This is a genomic window from Aeoliella mucimassa (assembly GCF_007748035.1).
Lineage (GTDB): Bacteria > Planctomycetota > Planctomycetia > Pirellulales > Lacipirellulaceae > Aeoliella > Aeoliella mucimassa.
In genome coordinates this window covers 3428605-3454557 of record NZ_CP036278.1, presented here as the reverse complement: position 1 = coordinate 3454557, position 25953 = coordinate 3428605, and the positions used below count along the sequence as shown (strand labels likewise).

The window sequence follows — 25953 nt, the reverse complement described above, 5'->3', positions numbered from 1 at the left end:
CAGAATGATTCAATGAGTGCGGATCTGATTGCGAGTGATTTCAAACAGTGATTAACAAGGCTTCGGGGGTGAATGTGCGCGAACAACGTACTACGCGATACAGTACCTATTGGCCATCGGTGGAAAGCTTGAAGTCGGCTGCATCGGTTCCGTCGGGGCCGATGTCGATCGTGAGTTCGCTTCGATAGTTGTACCGTTCGGGAAACTGCTCCTTTTGCATGCCGACGGGCGAGTCGCTGGCTACTGGCGACTCGGGGCTGTACGAGTAGATGCGGATGCGATGACTTCCAGGAACCGCGCCCGACTCACCATGAATAGTCTCCAGGGTGTAATGTCCTGATTCGTCGCACCGACCAACTGACCCAGGTCCAGGACTATCGCTCTCGCTAGCTATTGGCTGGTAATTCACAATCGTCCCTGGAATCGGTTTGCCATCGAGGGTTACGACGCCAGAGACCTCAACCAGGTCGTAGGATTTCGAATCGCAACCTACGAGGGTAGCCAGGATCACGGTGGTGATGCCGGCAACCAAGTAGCGAGAGATGTTTTTAGCAGGGTGAGTCATGATGTGAGTGCTTGCTAGTTAGCGAGAGGGGCGGGTGGGGGCGGAGAGATCTGCCCCTTCATCGGCGATCATGGCCCAGCTGGCGAAGATGTTGATGTCGACATCGGGCTGAACGGTCTTTACCGAGCCATCGCCGTAGACGAATTGAATCCCTCCGCCTGCGTGCATGCTGCCCCAGGAGCGTTTGCACGTATTGACGCCACCCCCTCCGATTTGCACGCATCGTTCGTAGTCGGGGATCAAGGTGCGACTCTCCACAAACGCACTTGATTGGTTGTACGAAGTGTACGCATAGGCCCAGAATGTTCGTCGACTCTGATAGGTCTCCGTGTGGTACTCTCCGGCCATCATGGTTTTTGAAGTGCCATCAACGATCTGAGCGATCTTTACGGGCTTTAGATTCCTCGATCCTGAGGCTCCCTCCACCACGCAGTGCATAATTCCGCGTGACCAAGTTGGCATGGTCTCTTGATTGGCTTCTTTCGAGCTATTTGCGTCGTCCCAGTAGTCCCAACCTTCACGGCCAAGAGAGTGACCGGATACCGCCCGATAGGACCCCGGCGCCCAATCCAGCTGATAGCCAGGTCCACTTTCAGGCTTGGCAATCTGTGTGGTATTGATGTCCGAAGGGCAAGCAAACGACGAGACGAGCGACTCTCGCAGAACACGGTTGTTCTCATGAGACAAGTGAACCGTCTCGTCCCACTGATCGTGGAGTGCGGTAAGTTCCATGTAGGGGAGCAAGCTTACCGTCCACGTTCCGTAGTAGGGATTTTCGATCGCTAACGAGTGCGTGATCGATCCCGCCGGGTAGCGTTGCTTTGTCGACTCGTAATTCAAGGCGGCCAGCCCGATTTGCTTCAGGTTGTTACTGCATTGGGACCGTCGGGCCGCTTCGCGTGCGGCCTGAACCGCAGGTAGCAATAGCGCGACTAGAATGCCAATGATTGCAATTACCACCAGCAACTCCACCAACGTGAAGCCGCGGTCCTTCGGGCGGCGCGACCGGCCTAGGGTCGTAGGTTTGTTGGTTCCTTGCATTGCGCAACGCTCCATTGCATCTCAACGGGTTAACGTGTTTCATCGAAACTGAACCACGCTGGCTCAATTCCACTCGAGGTGAGCTGCGCCGCTCACGAAGCGAGTCTTCTATTAACGCTCAATCAAGCTAAGACCGCACACACGATTTCAATTGGCGATTGAGTGTGTACGACCTCTTTCGATGCGGAATTCAAAACAGCACATGTCTATCGGTTGCCCGAAGAGTTGTGGTGCTGCCTGTAGTTCCGCTCCGCCCTCCGCGATTGGTAGGCCCGTAGTACGAACCGCCAGGTTGTCTGCCAAGCTTAGATATAGTGGGGTTGCTGGCCCCACTCATTCAGAACAACAAAAGGCGGGGTCTGAGTGCTCGTTGTTGCCGAAAGCAAACAACAAACGCTCAGGGGTTACGAGTATTGAGCGACAGTGGTTCGACCTGTCACAGGATTCTTGGATTTTCGGTAACTACGGGGCTAAATCACGCAGCAACCAATCGATCGCTTGCTGATTTCCCTCGTCGGAAGGATCGGAGATTACTTTCAATGATTCGGATGCCCGAGAGGAACGATAAGCATCCTGGACCAGCTTCCATTTGTCAGAATCTGCGTGATTTGTAATCAAGCAGGTATCGTACGGTGCTCCCAGAGCCATCAGACCTGGGAGTCCGAGATACTTCACACTGCCTGGTACAAAATCGGGGGCCACGACGGAAGTGACTTGACCAAAGTCAAAGTCACCAGCATCGATTACCGCGCGCTGCACCAACTCACCCGCCTGCGATCGAGCTGCGGCCACCCAATGCCCGGCGCCATGCATGCCGACCAAATAGATCGGTTGCTTCGAGGGATTCAGATCTCTGGCATACGCAATCGCGGTGAGGATATCGTGTACCCGCTGGCAGAACAGGGGATGATTATATCCATACATATAGCCGCTGAACGATCCGTTCGGCGGCAAATCGTACGCAGCTTGATAGCGTTGTCGGCTGATCGATCGGCCATCGGGCGTGAAGTCGCCTTGTCCATAGAGGTCGATCGCCAGCACCGTGACTCCATTATCGAGCAACTGCTGTACTTCTGACGCAAGTGATCCGTTCGAATATACCGACTGCTTGCCTTGTCGACTGATCCATAGGGCCAAGCGGCCGCTCGACGTTTCGGGAGTTAGCATGAGAGCCGGCACCTGTTCGGAGTGCTCGGTGTTATGCAGTAACATCAGCGACACGGTATGTTGATCGGCCGTGGTGTCGCGCTGGTCCACTGGACGCACCACTCCGGTTCCTGGTACATCGCGTCCCAGGATGACCTGCCAGCCGCCGCCAATAAGTTGGCGAAACTCATCGAGCGATTCGGCATCGGTCGGCAATACTTTAGCAATCTGTTCGTGAGTCTGCTGCCACATTTGCGCGAGGAGTTTGCCTTGGTAGTTGTCGACCGGCGGCGGGGCGGGATGCTCCTCGGTCCAGACCGACATCTCATTCACGGTGAGTGGTTCGAAAGGCCCTTCGACGATCGGTGTCTCCTGCTGGAGGTTCAAGTGCTGGTTGAACCACTCGTACATGGCTCCCCGGCTAACGTAGTTGTAGTTGTGGGGAAACTGAGGATACGCCCACGCTTTCACCGCCTGCTCTTTGCCGTATAGCCGGTAAATCTGTTGAAGCTGGGGGTAGCCATCTTCGAGCAAGGTGCGAGTCCAGTCGTCGGCGGTCAGTAAACCCAATGGGCGGGGAGCCATTAGCCCGGCGAACTCCACGTTGCCAGACTCAATCCGCAGATACGGCGCGTTCTCGCAGGTGCAGCCTCCCTGCATGCCGGTCGATACCATCACGGCCGGCAACGCCACGGTCGGTCGCTCGTCGATGGCGCAGAGGATAAAGGTCTGGGTGCCGCCGCCGCTGGCGCCGGTCACGCCGATCCTCTCTGCATCCACATCCTCCAGGCTTGTCAGCCAATCGAGCGCTCGCAAGGAATTGTACGTCTGCACCCCCATTTCGTTCTGCAGTCGCAATTCCGCTTGAGGGCTGGCCATGCCCCAACCATCGTCGCGGCTTGGATTGCCGCGAATCCCCGAGCGATGGGAGAGCTGATTGCTGTCTGCGTAACCAACCATGTCGTAATGAAATACCACGCAGCCCATGCGGGCCAATTGCACGCAGCGGGCCTGCAGAGGGTATCGTCCACTCACGTCGTGCTGTTCTTGCCCGGTTTCGAGTGCTTCGGCCATTTCAGCTTCCGACAACTGCATGAAACGACCGTTCGTCCAATGTCCGTGCGGGCAGAGCACACCTGGGTAAGGCCCCTTGCCATCTTTAGGTCGGTAGAGATTACCCGTGACCAAATGCCCGGGATAGCTTTCGAAGTGCACCTTTTCAATCGTGTAGCCTGGACGCTCCACTTTGCCATACACCTGAGCATGGGCCGGAGTTTGTTCGGGCATGGGCCACAGACCTGTGGCTACCAGGATCGAACGCTTTACTTGCTCGCGACGCTGCTTCCACTCTTCGAGGGAGCTGGGAGGAGTGAAGCTGTAATCGGGATGTTCGTAGCTGCGAAGCTTCTCCAGGCGGTGGTCCGACGGAATCTGGTCCTGACGAGTCGATGCCAGTGCCGAGCGTTGGGCAGCAAGTTTGTCGAGTTCCTGATTACTCATTGCCTTGGCAACGACTCCGTACATCGACCGCTGAACCCCCAAGTACGCGGACCTCACAGGTCCAAGCACCACCGTACGAGGCTCGGCGACCTCCATTACCCACACGGTATGTTCCTGGTCGAGTTCGTTGCCTGGACCAATGCCTAGTTGGTTGAACGAATCGGGAGGCAAAGGCCCTTCGTCGAGGGCGACCTGCATCTCTGTTTCGCGGAACTGCTGCAAGAGCCATGGCTGTGGATCGCACCGTGAATCCCACAGCACGTATAAATAGCAAGGCTTGGCCAGCGTCACACTAAGTTCGTAGTCGTCCTTGTATTTGTCGTTATTAAAAGGACGAATGTAGTCGCCACCGAGCAACTGGTTGGGAAGCCCTCCCTGGTCGATGCCATTCCACTCGTGTACTCGATCGACGTACGCCCGCGCGTCCTCTTCAAAACCACGATACAAGACCTCGTAGAAGTCCTTGCACTCGGTGATTCGCATGTTATCCCACACAACGGCTATCACATGCGAAGAGGCGGTCGGCTGGTTTTGCGTCGGCTTCGCGACCCACCCGCGAGAGTGACTTTCGCGACCAATATGGCCGATACGTTCCACCTGCTGATTCTGATCGACCCGCACCCCTTGGCCCTCGGTAAGCAATCCGACATTTACCAGGGCCTTCGAATCGCGTTCGAGTCGCACTTGACCGCTAAACACCACAACGTCGGTGCCGCCCTGCGCGTCGACCTCCACACCAAATTCGGTGCCGAGATCAACAACATCTAAATTGGGGGTAATCACCTTAAAGCCAATCGCACCTTCCGAAACGGTGGAAGTGACTTGTCCATGGTTGAGTTTCATCAGTAACGGAGAAACGAGTTCGACTTCGGTTCTTCCACCGAGTAATACGGTTGCTCCAGATGAGAAGACGAGTTCCAATTCCCCGGACTCAATACTTACCACTTGCTTGGACAACTGCTGTCCCACCACGATTTGTGGGTCGCTGGATGCGAATGTCACGTTGTTCGCACCCGAGACAGTCGCCAGCGTAGGGGCGGAGCGCGATTGCCAGAGAGCGGCCAGTCCGGCAACGAAGAGAAGCGAAGCTGCCAGTACAGTCAGACCGATGCTTCGAAAACTCCAACGAGAGTGTTTCGTTGATGCGTCGATGGAGCTTGCATCCCCATGGATTTGCTCTGATTCAAAGTCGCAAGAAGCTGGCTGCTTGTACTGCCATTGCAAGGAAGTATGTATGAGCACTTGTTCCACGTACGCCTGGCGGTGCTGCGCGTCGGCTAGAAGCTCAAGCTCAAGTTGCTTGCGAGTCGAGGCGTCCAAAGGATCGTCCACGAGCAGTTCGAAGAGCTTGGTAAGATCCGCAGGGCGAGAGTTGTCGGAAGGCGAAGTCATTTGGCGACCTCCGCTGCCATTTTTCCCTGAATACAGCGAGCCAGGTCCCTGCGAATCCGATGCAGCCGGGAAGTGAGGCAGGTAATGCTCTCGCCAAGCTGCTTGGCCAGATCCGTTAGCGATCGCTCCCCTTCGTACCGCTCTCCTAGCAATTGCTTCTGATCTTTAGATAGACGCTCTACGCACCCCTGCAAGGCTTCGAGCGGCGAGTCGCCAGCAAGTGGGCTCTCAGTAAACGTCTCGTGCAGCATCGCCAGCAGCTTCTCGTCGAAGATCAGCCGCGAGCGGGATAGACTCGCACGATAGGCACGCACTCGGTTATATGCAAATTGATAGGCCCAAGGCATGAATGGCCGTGAGGGGTCGTAGCTATCGGCATTCTCCCACAAGCTCAGATTGGTTTCCTGAAGTACGTCATCCACATTCGGCCCAGGGCCGAGCTGCGTATAAATATAGGCGTACAATCGCTGCTGGGCGCCGGTGAGCCGATTGATAAAAACCCGGTGCTTGTCGGACTCGGACAAATCCTTCACTCCACTCGATGGGAATCTCAATTGCTCTTATCGCGCGAAATGCGCTGTGGAGGAAGCACGGGTGCCAGTTTGCCGAATGAAGCCGAAATCAGCCTGTGGGCAAAGGTTGCAGCCGCAGTTCCCTACTAGGTCATTGAGCAATCAAGGTCTGATTGTCACCAAATTTATTGGTAAATACTAAAGATCTCTCCATCTGGGGTTCAAACAGCTCCGACGCTCGAAATACTTCGCAGAATACAGAATAAGGACCTTTTGGCAAGGTTCTGCGAGTTTAGCCGCAGCAAGGAATTGGAGCACGATCTGGCGGGACGATTAGAACCTTTGCCGGGCGCACTGATCGATGGGGGAGGGGACGCGGGCGGAGTACATGGCTCCCGCGGGAGCTTCCCATATGGCTACTGCAGCCTGATCTTCCTCTTGTTTTCCAGATTAACACAGGACGGTTGTGCGCTGCAATTTTGTGATCCGAAGGAGTGCTTTGGCCATGACAGGTAGTGGGTATGCTGAATTCGATGACTTGCCTTAGTGGGGCGCAACAAAAGTCATGATCTTTCGCAGGGATCCCGGGGCATCAGTTTTCCAGTCGGTGCCTGCGCTCGGCGATCGATCCGTCATAGAGTTGAGAAATGCAGGAGAAGCTGGGCAATATCAGATACGCCGGTCTTTGGCGGCCATCATACAGGCTGAACGTTTTTGCTGTGTAAGCGTCACAATTGTGGGCAGTTTGCTTAAGCTGCGTACTTTTGCCAGTAGTCTTCCCAGCAGCCGCGTTGGCTGAGGTAGAGGGCGCGGAGGTGGCACACGGCGTTTGAGCCGTGCTGGCTCCAGCGCATGCCGCTTTGCTTCAAGCGCCCCGCCACGACGGTTTTGCACGCGCTCTCGACCGGGCCGCTGCCGATCTGCCAGCCGTGGGCCACGTAGCGGGGGTAGTTCATCTTGTGCTGGTGGTTTTGGAAGTATCGCAGGCAGGTCGTATAAGCTTCGCGTTGAGCGGAAGACCAGTTGGTCTTCTCCAGCGACTGCAACATCCACACGATGCTCAAGCCTCCTTGGTGCTTCAGCCGGTGACACCACGATGCCAACTGAGCAGTGCGATGCTCCTCGTCGTCCGGATAGAGCGACTGGCTTAATTCCACCAGGTACTCACTCGCGTGCCAGAAGTCGAGGATCCGCTCCGCACGCGGGAAGTGCACTCGCAAGAACTCTTCTAAACCAGCACCGCCATCCGAGATCGCGATCTGCTGCTCTGCCTCGTCCCACCCAACCGCGGCGGCTTGGCGACGCAGTTGCCGCCCAAGTTCCGGGAGTTCATAAAACCCCGATAAATACCGCACCGAATGCGGGTCGGGCGAGCGAGCATCCTGCTCGCTGTTTATGTTGTAAATCATGCCGACGTACGCCATGCGGCCCTCGGCCTGCGCGCCACGAGGGCCTTGCTGTCGCACGCCTGTGGCGTCGAGACTCACGTACGCGCACGTCTTGCCATGCGCGTCGCGTTGCCAGGCGAACGGCTCTGTGTTGCCAAACGTCTCGCCTGCGGCGAGTAACGTTTGGAGACGCTCGCCAGCGTCTTCGGTGACTCGCTCGACGGTCGACTCGCTGACCTTCAGTCCACACAGTTTACGAAGTGTCACTTCGCTCGACTGAGCGAAGCTCGTTTGCACGCCGGTGATGCTCACCACTTGGGCCGCGGCCGGACTAAACTTTCGCTTGCCGAGTCCCAACGTTTTGTCCCGCGGAAACAATCCGTGACGGCACCGGCGGCAGTGGTAGTAGTGACGCCTCACTTGCAGTGGGCCGAGCAGGCTATCGACCCACCGCGAGCGAACGTTCACGCAGCGGGCGTCGCCATTGCAGGTCGGGCAGACGCAGCTAGCTTTCTCGTACCCGTCCCTTTTTTTGTCGCTCGTTGGCGACTGTTTCCAAGGCCTTGGCTCCGAGTGCATGCACTCGGTCGCGGAGGTCGAACTCCGTTTGCCCAAACAGATTCGAGTCGTCCTTGTCGTGCAACAACTTGGCCATGCGACGAATGTCATCGTCGCAAGCCTCCTTTAGAAGCTCGTAAGTCCGCTGCTCCTCTTCGTTTAGCTCGATTGGCTCACGCGGCGAATAGGCCATGATCATCTCCTGGCGTGTGGCAAAATAGGAAGAGTCACCCGGCACAATATATTAGAACCGATTTCATGCCTACTTTCGAGACGCTTACACGTTTTTGCTGATCGAACCAGTTTGTGCTAGGAATTGGCCACCGATAGTGGTCTAATGGACAGGTGTGTGTGGCTCTCGGCTGTTGGTGTTTTGGTGATTGGAGGTTTGCGAGATGTAACGAGTGCTTTCCTGTCCGACTTCTAGCGACGCGCCGGCGAATGGTTGCTTGCGTGGGCGTTCGCTGCTGCGCGGGTGGCAAATCGGCCGCCGGGCTGACTCGCTTCAAGTTCCTGGACCCACGCTATTGACTCTTCCAACTCCCAGCTTCCACCCCTCAACTCCCGACTCAAAATAGATTCCCACCCATGGGAATCTATTCTGGGCACTTTCGCTGGAGGTGTTGATGTAAGTGGATACTGGCAAACGACTTGCGATTGGTTCCCGCTGCGAAAATAGATTCCCATTCGATGCGTTTTGGGAAATGGGAATCTATTCATAGCCGAAAACCACTGGTTTTCCAGAGCGGACGAAGATTCAATTTTCCCATCGGTGGGAAAATTGGGAATCTATTCTCTCCGCTTCGCGAGTCGCTCGTATTAGCCTGAAAGAGTGAACGCGAGACGTTGCGCCCAGATCTCATTAGGGACGATGGCTCTGGGGTGCCGGACGGTTGCTTTCGCGCCCTCCGCGATTGAAACATTCTAGCTGTGTCCACAAGTCTGATTTGTGCGATCGGGAAACCACAGTTATCGGATGATTGCAAAGTTTTTGCAGAGTCTGGTGTTACTGAGATCGAGTAAAAGACTTACCAAGCACTGCCAGCAAGCGCAAATGCGCTATGCAATCGATGAAGGGGTAGTGCGTAAACACCGTGCGAAGGTTGCGTTCTGAGCAGCACTGACTCAGAATACCGGTGATGCAGTCAACCAGCAAATGAATTGCGTCTGGTTGTTTTACTGCACTGACATTGCCTAACTCTTCTATCTACTCGGCCAGCAACGTGGCCTGGGTAATCAGGGGGACGAGATCATATGCGAAGTAAACGCCCTTCGGCGCGAGGGCGCCGTTACGCCCGGAAAGCCTTCCAGTCGCAGCAGCCATCACGAAGCAGCCGTCGCAGGAAACGCGGAAAACGCCAGCAGCTGTCTCAACAGAAGCGTCATTGGCGACGACGGAACAAGCTGGGCGTCGAACAGTTGGAGTCGCGCATCGTGTTGTCGGGCGATCCACTGTACGGATTAGGGGGGACCGGCGTATTCGAACTTGAGCAGTATATTGCATCGCAATTCGTGAACGAGGTGGTCGTTGGCGATATCGATGCGGACGGCGACCTCGACATTGTGGCTGGCACCAGGAGCGGGGATGACAATTTCATTCTGCTCAATGATGGGTTGGGGAATTTCTCGACTTCGTCCCACACGCTGGGCGACGGGAGTGTCGAGCACATGGTGCTGGGCGACCTCGACGACGATGGTGACCTGGATGTCGTGCTGAGTTCCGGCTCTTCAACCAATAACGGAAGTTCCGTCTGGCTAAACGATGGAGCCGGGCAGTTCACCGCAACTTCGCAGATCTTTCTGTCCAATGCACTCTCTTTGGGAGACCTGGATAGCGACGGTGATCTCGATGTCTTCATTGTCAACGGCTATGCTCCCAAGCAGGTGTGGCTAAACGACGGGGCAGCCAACTTTACCGATAGTGGACAGGCGCTGGGAAACGAAGCATCGGATCGTGGGTTCGCCGTCGATCTCGGCGACATTGATGGCGACGGCGACCTGGATGCCGTGGTAGCCAACTACCGCGACCCCAATACGGTTTGGATTAACGACGGCACGGGAAGCTTTACCGATAGCGGGCAGCGTCTGAAGTTGGATGGCTCGGAGAGCGATTCAGGCAGCGAGGATGTCCAACTGGGAGATTTGGACGAAGATGGTGATCTCGACATCATTTTTGCGAACTCTCGCTACCCTGACACCAATCGCACTTGGTTAAACGATGGTACAGGCACGTTTTCCGTCGGCGTCGACTTTGCCGATATGGCCCGCAGCCAGGCGGTCGCTTTGGGCGATGTGGATGGCGATGGCTACCTCGACGCAGTCGTTAGTGCCACTTCGCTAGGAAGTTATTTGAACGATGGGGCCGCCAACTTCACACGCGACACGCCATGGTTGGGGGTGTACGACAATCTGAAGGAATTGGCGCTTGGCGATTTCGACTCCGACGGTGACCTGGATGTTGTGGCCGCTTCGAGCGCGTACGAGGTTCGAGGCGGGGGTGTAGTGATATGGCGTAACGCCGACGGCAACCTCGCGGTTCAAACTTCTACTACCGCCTTCGAAGTCGAACCGGGATCCACGGAGACGATTGAGTGGAGCTTCACGGTAACGAATCTTGGCCCGCACACTGTTACAGCCGCCGAGGTAGTTGACACGTTCGCTGCCGAACTAACGGGAGTACAACTGACGCATGTGATTGCGAGTGGCCCTGGAAACACCTCGACGTTGACGCCGGGAACGCTGACCAGCCAGTTGGTGGATGCCCCCACAATCGCCGCTGGCGGATCGATCACCTATCGATTGACAGGCAGCTACACGGCATCGCTCGAATCGCGCGGACGGGCGGCCATCCATACGGCTACAGCCAGCCTGCCGGTCGGTCAAGTCGATCACACGCCAAGCAACAACCGTGCGGTACTGTACAACGACGTGGCGGAGTTGGTCGAAGGCACCGGACTATGGGTGCCGCAAGAATCGGAGGTGGTTTTGCCCACCGCCCGCAGCGTAGAGTTGGTCGATCTCGATTCCGATGGTGACCTCGACGCTATTCTGGGTACTTCGTATGTCATGCTCAACGATGGCACTGGAAAGCTAGAGTTGGTGCAGACGATCACTGGCTCCGATTTTGCTGCCAGAGACATTTCGGTCGGCGATCTCGATGGAGATGGCGACGCTGATCTATTCTTCGCCAACTTGGACTCGAATTCCTACGATTCTGCGAATAGGATTTGGCTGAACGACGGGCATGGATTCTTTTCCGATTCTGGTCAGCGGATCGGTAGTGGTAGGACAGACGTCACGGCTCTGGCCGACATGGATGGCGATGGGCATCTAGACCTATTGTTCGATGCCGTAGATGGTGGTTTTGAAATATGGCTGAACGATGGCGATGCCCATTTTGCTTACGAGCTAACTGCCGGTACCAGCCAGATTGCTAAGATTGCCACAGGCGATTTTCGTCGAGATGGCTTAGCCGATGTTGTCACACTCGATTCGAACCTGAACGTGCAGGTATGGTCGACGTTTGCCGATCTCGAATACCTCGGCCTCCAACAGACTCTGTCGGTCATCCAGCCGGCGGACTTCGGAGTTGCTGACGTCAACAGCGATGGATTGCTGGATATTGTTGTCTCAGGCAACTCGCCGGAAAACGGGCGTGTGTTCCTGAATAGCGATGAATGGGGCGGATTCTCGACGATTCGTGCTTTTGCTGGCTCGATCGGTGCCATGGCATTCGGTGATGTAAATGGCGATGGAAGTGTTGACGTGATGATTCATAGCTACGGTACCACTCAAGGGCTGTGGCTGAACGATGGCGAAGGCCGATTCACAATTGCACCCAGCACCACCGCGCCTCTCGGGGGGGGGACGTTGCGTTGGGCGACCTGGATGGTGATGGTGATCTGGATGCGCTGTTTGTTAGCACTACTTATATGGCTTACGGACGGGTGTACTACAATGCCGATACCGAAGTGGTCGTGCAGGTATCGCCCACACAACTTAGCGTTATGCCCGGTTCGTCAGAGGACGTTTCCTACGAAGTAACCGTGAGCAACCGTACGCCCCACGAAGTACAGGGAGTGGAGGTTGAACACACGCTCTCCGCCTTATTAAGCAATGCTCAGTTGGTGGGTGTGGTTGTCTCTTCTGGCAGTACGAGTTCCGCTACTTCGGGAGCACTCTCTTCGAATTGGGCTGATACAGTCACACTGGCGGCTGGTGGCAGTATTACCTACCAGATTAGCGCGACGGTAAATCCTTCCGACTCAGACGCATCGTCTGAGGTGCTTCATTCGGCCACGGCGCATTCGCCTGCCGGGCTGATCGAATTCACTGAGGCCAATAACAGGGCAGCACTGAAGAATCGACAACACGCGGCTACGGCAGGAACCGGGATCTTCTATGCCGATGTACTGAACGAGCTAGCCCTTGGCGGCGAGATGGTTAAGCTGGGGGACCTGGATGGCGACGGTGATCTGGATGCCTTCCTGGGAGATCCTGCAGGCACGCATCGGGTATTCCTGCAGGACGCTTCGGGCCGATTTGTGCAAACCGAGCAGGTGTTCAATAGCTACGGCAACTCAGATCCCGAGGAGCCGCGAGAACTCCAGTTAGAAGACATCGACCAGGATGGCGATTTGGATGTTGTGGTTACAGGCCCCGTATTGCAGGTGCTGCTGAATCGTGGAGATGGACAGTTCGACGCCGGCACCCAGCATCTTGTATACCTCGGCAATACAGATCTGTCAGACATCGATGGCGATGGTGATCTGGACCTAGTGACCAATTCTTCGAGTTGGGGCGGTGAGACTAGAAACGTCATCTTCCTCAATGATGGCTATGGGAACTTCGTTGACAGTGGTAGGTGGCTGAATACTTCAAACACCTTGGTTGGTCTCGCTTCTGGCGATTTTGACGGCGACGGCGACATCGATCTGGTAAGCCTCGACTACGCAAACGGGCGTGTGTGGCTAAACAACGGTTCCGGGCAGTTCACTCGCACCTCCCAGATGCTGGGAGAAAACGACTCTCCGGCGGATGTCCAAGTGGGCGATCTAGATGGTGACGGCGATCTGGATATTGTCTTGGCTGCCCGGTTTGGCCGCAACCGCGTGTGGCTTAATGATGGTTCCGGCACGTTTGTGGAAGGACAAACGCTGGCGCTTAGTAATATCGACCAGGAGCAGATTGGTATCGGCGATATTGATGGCGATGGTGACCTGGATGTGGCGATGCGTGCTATTGGTGGCAATGGGAACCTTGTCGTGTGGGTGAATGACGGTGCGGCCAATTTCCAGCCCACGTTGCCTCTGCCGTCCGATGTGGAGGTCACTGGCTTTGACATGGCCGACATCGATGGCAATGGTTCCATGGACTTCTTTGTGCTCCTCGCTGGCGAAAGTCCCGGATCCAATGTTTGGCTGAATTCGGACACCGATTTGCGAGTTCAGCTCTCGCCGCAGACCGGATTCGAAGTAGGATCCACCCAGTCGGTCAGCTATACTCTGACTGTTGATAATCGGACATCGCACGGTGTGAGCGGCGCCGAACTGGTGTCGTTATTCGGGACCGGTCTGACGGACGTGGTGCTTAATAGTGTCACCGCGACTGGTGGTGCTTCGAGTTCTCTCTCCAGTGGCCCGCTGGGAACCTCGCTTACCGACACGGTGGACCTGCCTGCAGGTTCGTCCATTACTTATGAGATTGCTGGCACGTTGACGGTGCCGCACTCGGTCAGCGGAGCAGTCGACGTGGTCGTCGCAAGTATCACTCCGCCAGCTGGAATGGTCGACGGCAATCTAAGCAACAACTCCGCAGCGTCTCGCAACTGGGTCGACCGTCCGACCCGACCGAGTGCAGGCGTATTCGTGCAAACTCCGCAGGCCTTTGACAGCTTCACCGTCGATGCGCTCGCCTCGGCCGACTTAAACTTCGACGGTTACGACGATTTGGTGGTCGGCACCAATGCCACCTACACTCGTGTCCTTATTTCCGATGGTACAGGCCAGTTTGTCGAGTCTGAGCAACAGTTGCCTGGTGGAGCCACGGAGGCTGTAGCTATCGATGATGTGGACGGGGATGGCGATCGCGACATCATCATTGCGCACACCAACTCTGGCACTCGAGTCTGGCTGAACGACGGCGCTGGCCATTTTACCGACAGTGGTCAAACCCTGGGCGGAACCTATCAGCTCTCCCTCGCCACGGCCGATCTCGACAATGATGGCGATGTGGATCTGATTACTGGAGGAGCTCAGAACAAGGTTTGGTTGAACGATGGTCTCGGAGGCTTTACTGCCTCGGCCGAGCTAGGTGATAGTCGGGCCTATGACATCGACCCTGGTGACATCGATGGTGATGGCGATACGGACCTGATGATCGTCGGATACGACAATAGGGCCGTATTCTGGATAAACGATGGAAACGCTGGTTTTGTTGCTAGTCCAAATTACATTTCGAATGTGCTATACGGTGGTGCTCTGCACGATTTCGACGGCGATGGCGATTTAGATGCGGTACTGCTCTCGAACAGCACTAGCCATTTAATCTGGCTGAACGATGGCGATGGGGTGTTCACAAGCAGCGGAGCTCAAAACGGTCTGTACGCCAGGGGCTACAACGTCCAACTCATCGACGCCGAAGGCGACGGCGATATGGACTTCCTTTACACAACGTATAGCGATTCCAGCTCTGACGAACTAGAAACACGACTTCTAATTAATCAGGGCGACGCCACCTTTGTTGTAAGCTCACAATTCCTGGGAGATACCCCTAACGCCGCGTTGGTGACTGGTGATTTCGATGGCGATGGCGACAGTGATATCGCCGTGGGACGCGTGCGCGACAATCGGATGGGAGTGTTCTTGAATGCGGACACCGACCTGCTGGTGCAAGTGTCCCCGACACAGCATCTGGTCGAAGCCGAAGTTGCGACATTAGTCAGCTATGAGATTACAGTCACCAACTTCGGGCCTACAGATATTGTGGGGGCCTCACTGACGCACGAATTGACCGATGCACTCGAAGACGCCTCGATCACTTCTATTAGTAGGGGGGAAGGCGCGGAGACGAGCATTGCTATCGGTACGTTCGTCGATGTCTTCTCTGGTTATGTCGATTTGCCGGCGGGGGCAAGCATTACTTTCACCGTCGAGGCAATGCTGACCGTTCCGTCGAGCTTTGCACCGATAGTCACCAGCACGACTGAGGTGACCGCACCAACAGGAATCCTCGAAAGCTACACGGCGAACAATCGTGCTCAGGGAAGTGGATACGCGCCAGCCGTGATACCCGTAAGCAGCGGACGTTTTGTCGATACGGGACAGTCTATACGGACCTATGGAGAAGAGGTAAAGCTTGGTGACCTGGATGGCGATGGCGACCTCGATGCCATCGTGATTGCGGACGATAACACTTATCATCGCGTGTTGCACAATCGAGGTGATGGCACCTTTGACGAGGTGCAGCAATTTGGGGTGGAGATGTCGCATGCGATCACGCTGGTTGATATCGATAGCGATGGCGATCTGGACGCCGTGCTTAGCGGTCGTCAACGAGATGGGAGCGTGTGGTTGAATGATGGAACTGGCTTATTTCAGGAAGGCCCGGCCATCTTCGTTAATCCTGCGTCTACCGGCGATGCTCTACCCGTATTTGGCGATCTGGATGGCGATGGCGACTTGGACGCGTATGTCGCTCGCAGCAATAATCAGCCCAATGAGATCTGGTTGAATGATGGTTTAGGGAATTTTGTCGACTCCGGACAACGACTTGGCAGTTCCAATAGCCGGGACGCTACGTTGGCGGACTACGATGGCGATGGCGACCTCGACGCATTTGTGGCTAATTATGGTACGAACTATTTGTGGACAAATAACGGGAGCGGTAGCTTTACCCTATCGGGCTATGCGCTTGGCTCCGGAAACTCGTTTGCCGTGTTTGCGGGCGATTTCACTGGCGACGGTGTGCTGGAAGTGCTGTTTGGCAATACCGGTTCAGCAAGTGTTCTCTTGGTAAAAGCAGGACGTGTTTACACATCCAAGCCTTTACCGATTGGATCGACCAGCGACATCGACCTGGACGTGGCCGATCTAGATGGCGATGGGGATCTTGATGTGTTGCTCGCCGCTAGCGACCAGGTTCTGATGAATGATGGCGATGGTAACTTCGCTGCCGAGTATTCCTATGATTTCCCTAATATCTATGTCGCTTTGGGCGATCTGGACGGCGATGGCGATATTGATGCCTATTTCACCGAATCCAATAACAATAGCGATACTGTTTGGCTCAACGCTGAAACGGATGTTAGGACCTATTTCACCCAAACACCCGATACCGAGACGGTTATTCCTGGAGCGACGCTCGACTACACCATTGTCGTAGAAAATGCAGGTACTAACCCGGTGTCGGCTGCTACGGTGCTTCTGACACTGCCCAAACCGGTGGTTTCGGCATCTCTCACGTCGGTAACACAGGCCGACGGAGCGACATCGACCTTGACTCCCATTGCCGACTTGGAAGTTGTTCAATTGAACGACACGGTCGACTTGCCGATCGGCGGAAAGGTGACGTACCAACTAACGGTCACATTATCGAGCGATCTGACGGACTATGTATCACCTTCGGCTGTTTCGAGCATCACGGCCGACGTGAAACTGCCCTCCGGCCAAATCGACGCCAATCAGGTGGACAATGCAGCAGCAGACCAGAACCTCATTCGCTTCGAAACATCGCTCGGTTCCGGGGTGTTCCAGGACTCTGGTCAGCGACTCGGCGACTTTCAGAGCCAAGCTGTCGTGACAGGCGACGTCGATGGCGACGGAGATATCGATGCAATCGTCGCCAACGACGGCCAAGCAGGCAATCGATTGTGGCTGAACGATGGTTCCGGCATGTTTACCGACAGCGGTCAGATGCTGGGCAATTATCAGTCGACTTCTCTTGCCATTGGCGATGTGGATTCCGACGGGGACTTAGACCTGCTGATTGCATATAGCGGCTTTGGAAGTGCACAGCCTTCATTGTTTCTCAATGATGGCGTGGGAAACTTCACCGTTGTCGATCAAGGTCTTACTACCAAGTCAACTGGTTTGGTTGCGCTGCTTGACTTGAATAACGATGGTGCACTCGATGCGATGCTTGGGAGTGGGATCTATCTGAATAATGGATTAGGGTACTTCACGCAGGTGGTTGCCTCAAATGGCACTCCCTCATCGTATGGCGATGTCGACGGCGACGGCGACCTGGATCTACTGAATGGGTACCGCCTGCAACTGAATCGCGGAGATGGATCTTTCGAGCCCGCCGTGCAAATCACCAATTCGGCCAGTGCCACGGCCCTATTTGATGCCGACGGTGATGGTGATCTCGACATCATCTTCGATACCGGTTCCAGCAATACGGTGTGGCTGAACGATGGAAATGGCAGCTTTACCGACTCCGGTCAAGTGCTTGCATCGGAAGGAGCCAATGACTTCGAAGTGGGCGATATCGACGGCGACGGTGATTTAGACATACTTCAGTCGGGCGACGACTACTCTGGCGAACCTATTACAAAGATTTGGTTGAATGACGGCGCCGGCGTCTTTGCCGTCAGTCCGCAGGTATTCCCCACGGATGGAATCGTCGACACCGCCTTGGCCGATCTGGATGGCGACGGCGACCTGGACGTCTTCATGGTAAGCGAGGAAGGTGCCAATCAGGTTTGGCTTAACCCTGCGGCCGATACGTTGATCGATCTCCGTATCGAGCAGCATACTGGCGACTCTCAGGTCGATCCTGGTCAACAGGTGACGTACGTGTTCACCGTGCACAACGACAGCGTGATTGATACACAAGGGGCCATGGTCGAATACCTGGCTGGGCAATATCTGCTGGATGTTGAATTGATAAGCGTGACCGCTACCGGCACCGCCGAATCGAGTCTTGTTCCTGGCACCCTAATGGGCAACCAGTTCATCGACACCACGAACCTACCTGCTGGCGCATCGCTCGAGTACGTAATCCGCGGCACTGTTGCTCCCGCTGGCACCCCCGGCTTGTCTGAGAACTATCGGATCGAACATAAAGTAAAGGCCTCTGCACCGGCCAATCAATTTGATCCCTATCAGGCCGACAATCTCACTTCGAACGTCGACATTGTCACTCTGTCTGGAAGTGGTGGGAGCGGCTTATTCGTCGAGTTGCCACAATCGATCGATACGGAAGATGCGGTCGACGTTGAAATGGGCGACCTGGATGGCGACGGCGATCTGGATGCTATCGTCGTCTACAATAGCTCCGCTAGCGAAGTCCTGCTTAACGATGGAGCGGGCAACTTCTCCGTGGCGACAACTTTGTTCGTGCCCGAGCAGAATCTCCGAGGCACTTCGCTGGCCATGTCGGACTTGGACAACGACGGCGACTTGGATGTCGTGATCTCGACCTATTATGGATCCGGGAGTGGCGTGTGGCTCAACAATGGCGACGCCACCTTCGAGTTGAGCACGCCTAGCTTCCCAGGTCAAGCTGAACCGGCAAGCATTACCTTCGTCGACATCGACAACGATGGCGATCCTGATTTACTGACCGGTTCTGCCTGGTATGCCAACGATGGAACAGGGACTTTTTCCACCAATTTCGAATACCTTCCGAACAGCACTTATGATTTGGCATTGGGCGATATGGATGGGGATGGTGACCTCGACGCGCTCGGCTACTACTATCAGATGCAATACGATGGAATCACCGGTTTCTCGAGCGTTTACGATCGATGGCCCGATTCCGGCAATTGGGTTGTTGGAGACTTGAATGGTGATGGAAAACCCGACGCTATTCGGTATCGCACGAATGCCCAAGAGGTATGGATCAACGATGGCAACGGCCGCCCAGAACTCTACCAACAAATCGAATCTGCACCAGGTGCTACGGAAGTTCGATTCGTAGACGTCGATGGTGATGACGATTTGGATCTGGTATCACTTGAGTTAAATTCGTTCATCCGGATACGTCTCAACGACGGCAACGCCAACTTTGTCGATACAGGACTAAAGTTTGCTTCCACTGACACCGAGCGGTTTTCGATTGGCGACGTGGATGGCGACGGTGATCTCGATGCTTTGACGGTCGGACCAACTGGTATGCAGGTGTGGACGAACTTGGCGGCCGACGAACTCGCCAACTTAACAGTGGATGTTCAGAGCGGAGGAACCTACGCGAGTGCCGGCGATACAGTTACCTACACGGTGACCGCATCGAATCCGAGTAAGGTGGATATTCTCAATGCAACGATCACTACGGAATTCTCCCACTCGGTGGAAGAGAGTCGACTAGTGAGTGTGTTGCTAGCTGGAGGAGCAAGTGGGCCAATTTCTCTCGGTACCTTCAATGGGGAGTTTGTTAGCGAGGTCGATATGCCGGCTGGCTCTTCCATCACTTTTGTGATTGAAGTCGACTTGCTTGCGGCCGGAACCCCCATGCAGCCTGCGGTCTATGGATTCGGTGCTTCGGCAAGCATTACTACGGAAGATGGATACGACGCTGCTCCGGGAAACAATACGTCGTACGATGTAGATATCATTGGTCCCAAGGTGACCGGCGGGACGGGCAAGTTCTCTGTCGCTGATGAGGTAACCCTGCCCACCGAATCGTATGTGGCGGATATGTCTCTAGGGGATGTCGATGGCGACGGTGACCTCGATGTGCTCGTTGTCTATTCATATAATGGCGGCGCCATCCTGACTAACGATGGGGCTGGCAACTTCACTGTCAGTTCTGTTCTTGCGGGCGAAAACATCTATACCGACGGACGCACATCGGCGCTGGCTGACGTGGACGGCGATGGCGACCTCGATGCGTTTGTGCGTACCAAGTGGTTTATCAACGACGGTACGGGTAGCTTTACTAATGCTGGGCATTACGTACCGGATTCCGCAGTTTTCGGAGACGTCGATGGTGATGGCGACATCGACGCGATTGCCGAGGGGCGAGTCCGTTTCAACGACGGGACTGGAGTCTTTTCCGAAGCTAGTCCTATGCTTGGATCAGGCAATCTCTTGCCCCAGTTGGCCGACCTGGATGGTGATGGAGACCTGGACGCCCTATACGGTGGTGCCTATGACGATAGAGTCGTCTGGTTGAACAACGGCGAAGGTCTCTTTACAGCAACAACTCAGACCCTCGAATCTGGATTGAGGCGTGGCTTTGACCTTGGCGATTTAGACAACGACGGTGACCTTGATCTGTGGATGGTGTTCGATGACTTCAATCGCGTCTATCTGAACGACGGAAATGCAGTCTTTACGCCCCTCGACCAGGAGATACCGCGGACTAACTACAATACCTCTGTGTCGTTGACCGACATCGATGGCGATGGCGATCTGGACGCACTTACAACAGTTCACGATGTGGCGGGGGTGAATTCGGTATTTGTGAACGATGGCAATGCCAGCTTTACTGAATCGACCGGCATCTTCCATCCTCAAAGCCTAGGCGTTCTCGCTGTTGGCGATCTTGACAACGATGGCGATGTCGATGCGATATTTGGCGGGAACCGCACTGTTGCTTCGATGCTCAACGGCGATGTCGACCTGGCTGTCACACTCGAGTCGCCCGGCGAAACGGTCAAGCAGGGAGACATCGTCGACTATACGCTCACGGTTACCAACAATGGTCCTCTCCACGTCACGGGGGCGGAGCTGCAGTTGCTCTTCGATTTGCCCATCGCAGATCTCACCGTTGCTGGAGTTGAGACCACCGGGGCGAGCTCTAGCGCCGGCGCTACCATTGACGTCGCCGAGGGACGACTCACCGACTTGATTAACATTCCAGTTGGTGGAACGGTCACCTATACCCTGCAGGCAGTGGTGGCTGCCAATGATGGCAGCTTCAGCCGGGAGCACGAGCACTTCTCCGCGCGGGCAATCATCACGCCGCCCACGGGGCTGTTTGACGCCGTGCCGGAGAACAGTTTTGCGGTGCAACAAGATCAGCTGCAGGTGGTATCAGAAGTTCCCTCCGGTATTTGGGTCGACAGCGGGCAGCAATTCACTCTCACTGGTGGACTTGCGATAGCCGCTGGCGACCTGGATGGCGATGGTCAACGCGACCTAGTCATTGGATACGAAACTGGCGCGCAGGTGTGGTGGAACAACGACGGCACTTTCGTGGCTGGACCCATCATTAGCGACCGAGTGACCTCGCAAGTCGCAGTGGGAGATTTCGATGAAGATGGTGATCTGGATGTCGCCATCAAAACCAACGAAGGACGCACTTTCTTTGCCAATGATGGCTACGGGAACCTGACGAAGTACTTTGTCTTCGGTGGAAACTATTCCTCCTTCAGTGAGTTTACCGACGTCGATGGGGATGGAGATCTGGACTTTTACGACGACGTGACTCAACTAAACGATGGGAATGGGTACTTTGTCGCTGCCGACAATTCTCACGATGGCGCCTCCCAGCATTTGTTTGGCGACTTTAATGGAGACGGCGACCTTGATTTGTACACCAGCCAAGGAACTTTCGATAATGTTGGACACGGGTTCTTTCAGTATATCTCCGGCTATGCCTGGAGCGAAAGTTTCAATAACGCTCAATTGGGCGACATGGATGGCGACGGCGATCTAGATGCCGTGATTGCTGTGAGTGGCGCGAACCGTGTCTGGCTGAACGATGGCAGCGGTGCTCTGGTCGATAGCGGCCAACTACTAGGTAGCGCCGTGAGCAACAATGTCAGCCTGGCCGACTTCGATGGCGACGGCGACCTGGACGCCTTGTTTGCCAATGGAGGAAGCGCCAACGTTTTGTGGTTGAATGATGGCCTTGGCAATCTCACGTACTCCGGAATCGAGTTCGACGAAGGAACGACCAACAGTTTCGCCATTTCCGACTTCAATGGCGACGGTACCCTGGACGTGGTGTCGGTGAACAGTGATGGCCCAACTCGACTGTATCATGGCATCGATATCCGCACCCAGCCCGATTTGTCGATTTCTCTTACGTCCAGCCAAGTGGCAGCGGAACTTGGTGCTCGCCTCTACTACACCTTGGTGGTGACTAACAATGGTCCAGTTCCCGTTAATGGTGCCACGATCACAGCGCGTTTCGATCGAATTCTGCAAGACTTTGATATCGACTCGCCTGTTGGGACGGGAGGTGCGGCGAGCGATCTAGTGGAAGGGGCTGCGGCTGGTGAGTTCATCGCTACGGTGGACCTGCCCGTGGGGGCCTCGCTCCAGTACATTGTCTCAGCCATTCCTAAGGCCGACGCCGTATTCCTGGCCACCGACTCGGTGCTTTCTGCATTGGCGAGCGTGTCGGTTCCGGAAGGATTTGTTTCCGATATTACGCCCGACAGCAATGCTGCCTACGACAACGACCTAGTGGTGCTGCCCAATGCTGAGGGTAGCGGTACATTCAACATCACTTCCTTGGGCCTGCCTGTCGACCGCATCGAAGATGTGGCTCTTGGCGACGTGGATGGCGACGGTGACCTCGATGCGGTAATCACCCGCGGCACGTGGTCCGCTGGCGATTCGCGGAATGCGAATGGAGTCTGGCTGAATGACGGCCATGGAAACTACGTCGACTCGGGGCAGGAACTCGGTACGTCGCGCACGTTCCAGGTTATGCTGGCTGACTTCGATGGCGATGGCGATCTCGATGCACTATTTGGGAATCACTCCTCGAACAGTATATGGTTGAACGACGGCTCCGGCGTGTTCACCAATTCAGAACAGGTGATTGGGCACAATACAACCTACTCCATAGCGATCGGAGACCTCGACGGCGACGGAGACGTGGACATCTATGAGACCGACAGTAATGCGTATCGAAATTACCTGTGGATCAATGATGGCACTGGAGTCTTCACATCACGAACTATCAGTCTGCCCCCATTGACATCTTCTCGAGCAGCACTCGGTGATTTTGATGGTGACGGTGATCTCGATGTGCTCCGCGTCGGCATCCGAGGCAATAGCCAGGTGATGCTAAACGATGGCTATGGAAATTTCTTAGTTGAGGGAGGAATCCTGACCGAACACGGTCAATTCGTTTCGGCCGTTGGCGACTTAGATGGGGATGGCGACCTGGACGCGGTTATTACCATCGAAGTGACTCTGTCGAATGGAGATACGGAGGATCACATCCAGGCCTACCTCAATAATGGAACTGGCGAGTTCACACCTTATGGAGACAGTTTTGACGCCCGTGCCGTAAGGGAGCTGGAGCTGGTCGACATCGATCACGACAACGATCTCGACCTGGTGGCTGGCGTTGTAAGCGCAAATATCAACTACGTTAGAAATGCCGAAACCGTGTGGCATAATGACGGCTCTGGCAAATTCACCGCTGCCGGAAACGCGATTAATTTGCAAACCGGATATAGCGTCAGTGTCGCAGCTGGAGATGTGGATCAGGACGGCGATCCCGACATAGTGTTCATCAACGACTACCGCCCGCCCCAATTGTGGCTAAATAGCAACGCGACGGACTTGGCCGTTGAGTTTCTTTCTGGACCTCAAGCTGCGAAGGTCGGCGAAGCCGTTGAGTATGAGGTCCGTGTAACCAACCATGGTTCTGTCCGTACCATCGGCGCTGATTTCAGTAGCACGCTGTGGCCCCTATTTGTAGATGCTCAAATTGCCGACCTGCAGTATAGTGGCGATGGCTCCTCCACGCTTGAGATTGGGGCAGTTGGTAACTCGTTGCAAGCCGAACTGTTCCTCGATCCGGGGGAGTCGGTCACGTTTGTCTTGAAAGCCACCATTGCTTCCGGTCAGCAGGTTCTCAGTGCAACCAACTCGATGGCTGCTTTGAACGTGCAAGTAACTCCGCGTAGTGGAGAGGTTGATAGTGAAAACGCGAATAACAAGTCGGTCTTCCAAACCGTGATCGAAGTGGCAGCCACCTCGGGAACCGATTCATTGGAAGATAGCGGACAACAACTCGGTTTTGGCTTTGCGACCGACGTGGCTTTGGGCGACATCGACGGCGACGGTGATCTCGATGCTCTCATCGCCGACCGTCTCAATGGAAACTACCTCTGGCGTAACAACGGACACGGCGTCTTCGAAGTCGTGGGGCAACCCTTTGGCGGTGAAGACACAGTTGCTGTTGCCTTGGGAGATTTGAACGGCGATGGGCGTCTCGATGCAGTGGTTGCAAATCGCAATCAGTCGATCGCAGTGTACCGCAACTCGGGCAATGGAAACTTCGTTTTGATGGGCAGCTATGAGAACGTTGCCGACTATCGTGATATTGCAGTGGCCGACTTCGACAACGACGGACTGATCGACCTGTTTATTGATGTTGATGGTGAGAATGTTGTCTGGCGAAATGTTGGAAACGGGATCTTCGATCCGCAACCGGCCCTGGTAAGCTCACACTCCAGTAGTGTGGCTTTGGGCGATGTGGATGGCGATGGCGACATCGATGCGGTGGTTGCCAACGAACAAGGCGAAGCCAACCGACTGTGGATCAACGACGGAACCGGCCAGTTTGTCGATAGTGGCCTCCAGTTGGGCGAAGGTGACAGTGTGCATGCAGCGTTGGCCGATCTCGATGGCGACGGGGATCTGGACGCCGTGATTGCCAACCAGTCAGGCGACCATCAGATCTGGTTGAACGATGGCTTCGGCGACTTCGGGCTGGGCGACTCGCTGCTTAACAGTGTCGGTTACGTAGCCAGCCTGGCGTTGGGGGACATGGATGGCGACGGTGACATCGATGTGGTCATTGCCACCTCTGGTTCCGCTGGGAACTTGGTCTGGATGAATCACGGGGATGCAACGTTTGAAGACACTCCGGTGGAATTCGGCAATGCGTCAACCTTTGCCATAGCACTGGGCGATCTCGACGCCGATGGCGATGTTGATGTCGTTAGCGCCAACGCTTTTGGACCAGGCAGCCAGGTCTGGTTGAACCAGTTGACTCTCACGCCTGAAATGGCCGCCTTCAACGGTAGCGGTCGAGTTGACCTGGGAGACTACACGATTTGGCGAGACCATCTGGGCGCAACCGTGGAGCGAGGCACCAGCGGCGATGCAGATGGCAACGGCATAATCAACCGAAATGATTATGAAATCTGGAAAGCACTGTACGGTACCACGGTTGCCACTCCAGTAGCCAGTGCGGTCATCGCACCGAACGAGTCGGCATCCCAGACGCCGAACTCGGAGGCGGTCGACTCCAACGCTTCGGCTCCGGACTCGATACCGAACGATGCGACGGGTGACGTGGCAAACTCGTCCTATTCCACGGACTCCACCCAAGATAACCAAGAAGTATCCCCGAGTCCTACGTACGTTCGTTCGAAAGCCAAAAGTGATAAAGACTCCAGAGAGAGCTTGCTGCTACAGCGGCGTCGGCAACAACCAGCGGAACGCGATTCCGTCTCTGAAGATGCGGCAGCCGCCAACGCAACGGCTCCAGGCTTGGTGGAGAACGAGGCCACGGCTGATGCGGCACTCTGGTTCTATTCCACGGACGACACCCGGGATCATGAAGCTTTGTTGCCGCGTCGCTCGCATGATCGCATGGAATTAACCAGCGATAACGACTCCAGCGAAAGTGTGCTGCTATTGCGTCGTCAGCACCTAGTTGTGGAACGCGCTTCCGTCTCCTCTTCAACCCTCAAGGACCGTACGGAAACAGACGAACAACGCGCCATAGACGAAGTATTTACCGAGTTGGGTAGTCCCTTGCTCCACCGCCTGGGGGACCGTGACCGTAAGTAGTAGCAATGCGCTCCGCCGGCAGCCGCCGGTACCATCGATGATCGACATCGTGAGGCGACTAGCCACCTTTCCCCAATTCTGATCCAGGTGGATCAGAGTTGGAGTAGGTAGAACCAGTCTATCGCTTCGATATC

At 55.4% G+C, this 25953-nt stretch carries 8 protein-coding genes; 2 read left to right on the top strand and 6 right to left on the bottom strand.

The genetic code is table 11. The features are described from left to right. Positions 1-106: 106 nt before the first annotated feature. The 6 genes from Pan181_RS13720 to Pan181_RS26145 all read right to left on the bottom strand — a co-directional run bounded on the left by Pan181_RS13720 (position 107) and on the right by Pan181_RS26145 (position 8295). A complete protein-coding gene (locus Pan181_RS13720; RefSeq protein ID WP_145247360.1) occupies positions 107-565 on the bottom strand; it encodes a hypothetical protein in 459 nt (152 codons plus the stop codon). 18 nt (positions 566-583) lie between these two features. Beyond that, positions 584-1606: a DUF1559 domain-containing protein gene (locus tag Pan181_RS13715; RefSeq protein ID WP_197528334.1), complete on the bottom strand. Its 1023-nt coding sequence runs from the start codon at positions 1604-1606 to the stop codon at positions 584-586. Between the two features lie 462 nt (positions 1607-2068). Beyond that, positions 2069-5644 (bottom strand): alpha/beta hydrolase family protein, encoded by a 3576-nt coding sequence (locus Pan181_RS13710; RefSeq protein WP_145247358.1) that lies wholly within the window; start codon positions 5642-5644, stop codon positions 2069-2071. Beyond that, a complete protein-coding gene (locus Pan181_RS13705) occupies positions 5641-6177 on the bottom strand; it encodes a sigma-70 family RNA polymerase sigma factor (protein ID WP_197528333.1) in 537 nt (178 codons plus the stop codon). The genes Pan181_RS13710 and Pan181_RS13705 overlap by 4 nt, the downstream gene beginning before the upstream one ends. 728 nt (positions 6178-6905) lie before the next feature. Next, positions 6906-8012 (bottom strand): ISKra4 family transposase, encoded by a 1107-nt coding sequence (locus Pan181_RS13700; RefSeq protein WP_231943587.1) that lies wholly within the window; start codon positions 8010-8012, stop codon positions 6906-6908. Between the two features lie 37 nt (positions 8013-8049). Beyond that, positions 8050-8295 carry a hypothetical protein gene (locus tag Pan181_RS26145; RefSeq protein WP_197528331.1) on the bottom strand — a complete coding sequence of 82 codons (246 nt, stop codon included), beginning with the start codon at positions 8293-8295 and terminating at the stop codon, positions 8050-8052. A 1061-nt stretch (positions 8296-9356) separates the two neighbouring features. Here Pan181_RS26145 and Pan181_RS13695 point away from each other — a divergent pair. Then, positions 9357-12146 carry an FG-GAP-like repeat-containing protein gene (locus Pan181_RS13695; RefSeq protein ID WP_145247356.1) on the top strand — a complete coding sequence of 930 codons (2790 nt, stop codon included), beginning with the start codon at positions 9357-9359 and terminating at the stop codon, positions 12144-12146. Next, positions 12035-25819 carry an FG-GAP-like repeat-containing protein gene (locus tag Pan181_RS13690; RefSeq protein WP_145247355.1) on the top strand — a complete coding sequence of 4595 codons (13785 nt, stop codon included), beginning with the start codon at positions 12035-12037 and terminating at the stop codon, positions 25817-25819. Before Pan181_RS13695 ends, Pan181_RS13690 begins: the two co-directional genes overlap by 112 nt. The last annotated feature ends 134 nt before the right edge of the window (positions 25820-25953 follow it).

Bases quoted from the DNA above. Each gene is read 5' to 3' on its own strand.
- Pan181_RS13720 (WP_145247360.1), bottom strand. From the start codon at position 565: ATGACTCACCCTGCTAAAAACATCTCTCGCTACTTGGTTGCCGGCATC.
- Pan181_RS13715 (WP_197528334.1), bottom strand. From the start codon at position 1,606: ATGCAAGGAACCAACAAACCTACGACCCTAGGCCGGTCGCGCCGCCCG.
- Pan181_RS13710 (WP_145247358.1), bottom strand. From the start codon at position 5,644: ATGACTTCGCCTTCCGACAACTCTCGCCCTGCGGATCTTACCAAGCTC.
- Pan181_RS26145 (WP_197528331.1), bottom strand. From the start codon at position 8,295: ATGGCCTATTCGCCGCGTGAGCCAATCGAGCTAAACGAAGAGGAGCAG.
- Pan181_RS13695 (WP_145247356.1), top strand. From the start codon at position 9,357: ATGCGAAGTAAACGCCCTTCGGCGCGAGGGCGCCGTTACGCCCGGAAA.
- Pan181_RS13690 (WP_145247355.1), top strand. From the start codon at position 12,035: ATGGCTTACGGACGGGTGTACTACAATGCCGATACCGAAGTGGTCGTG.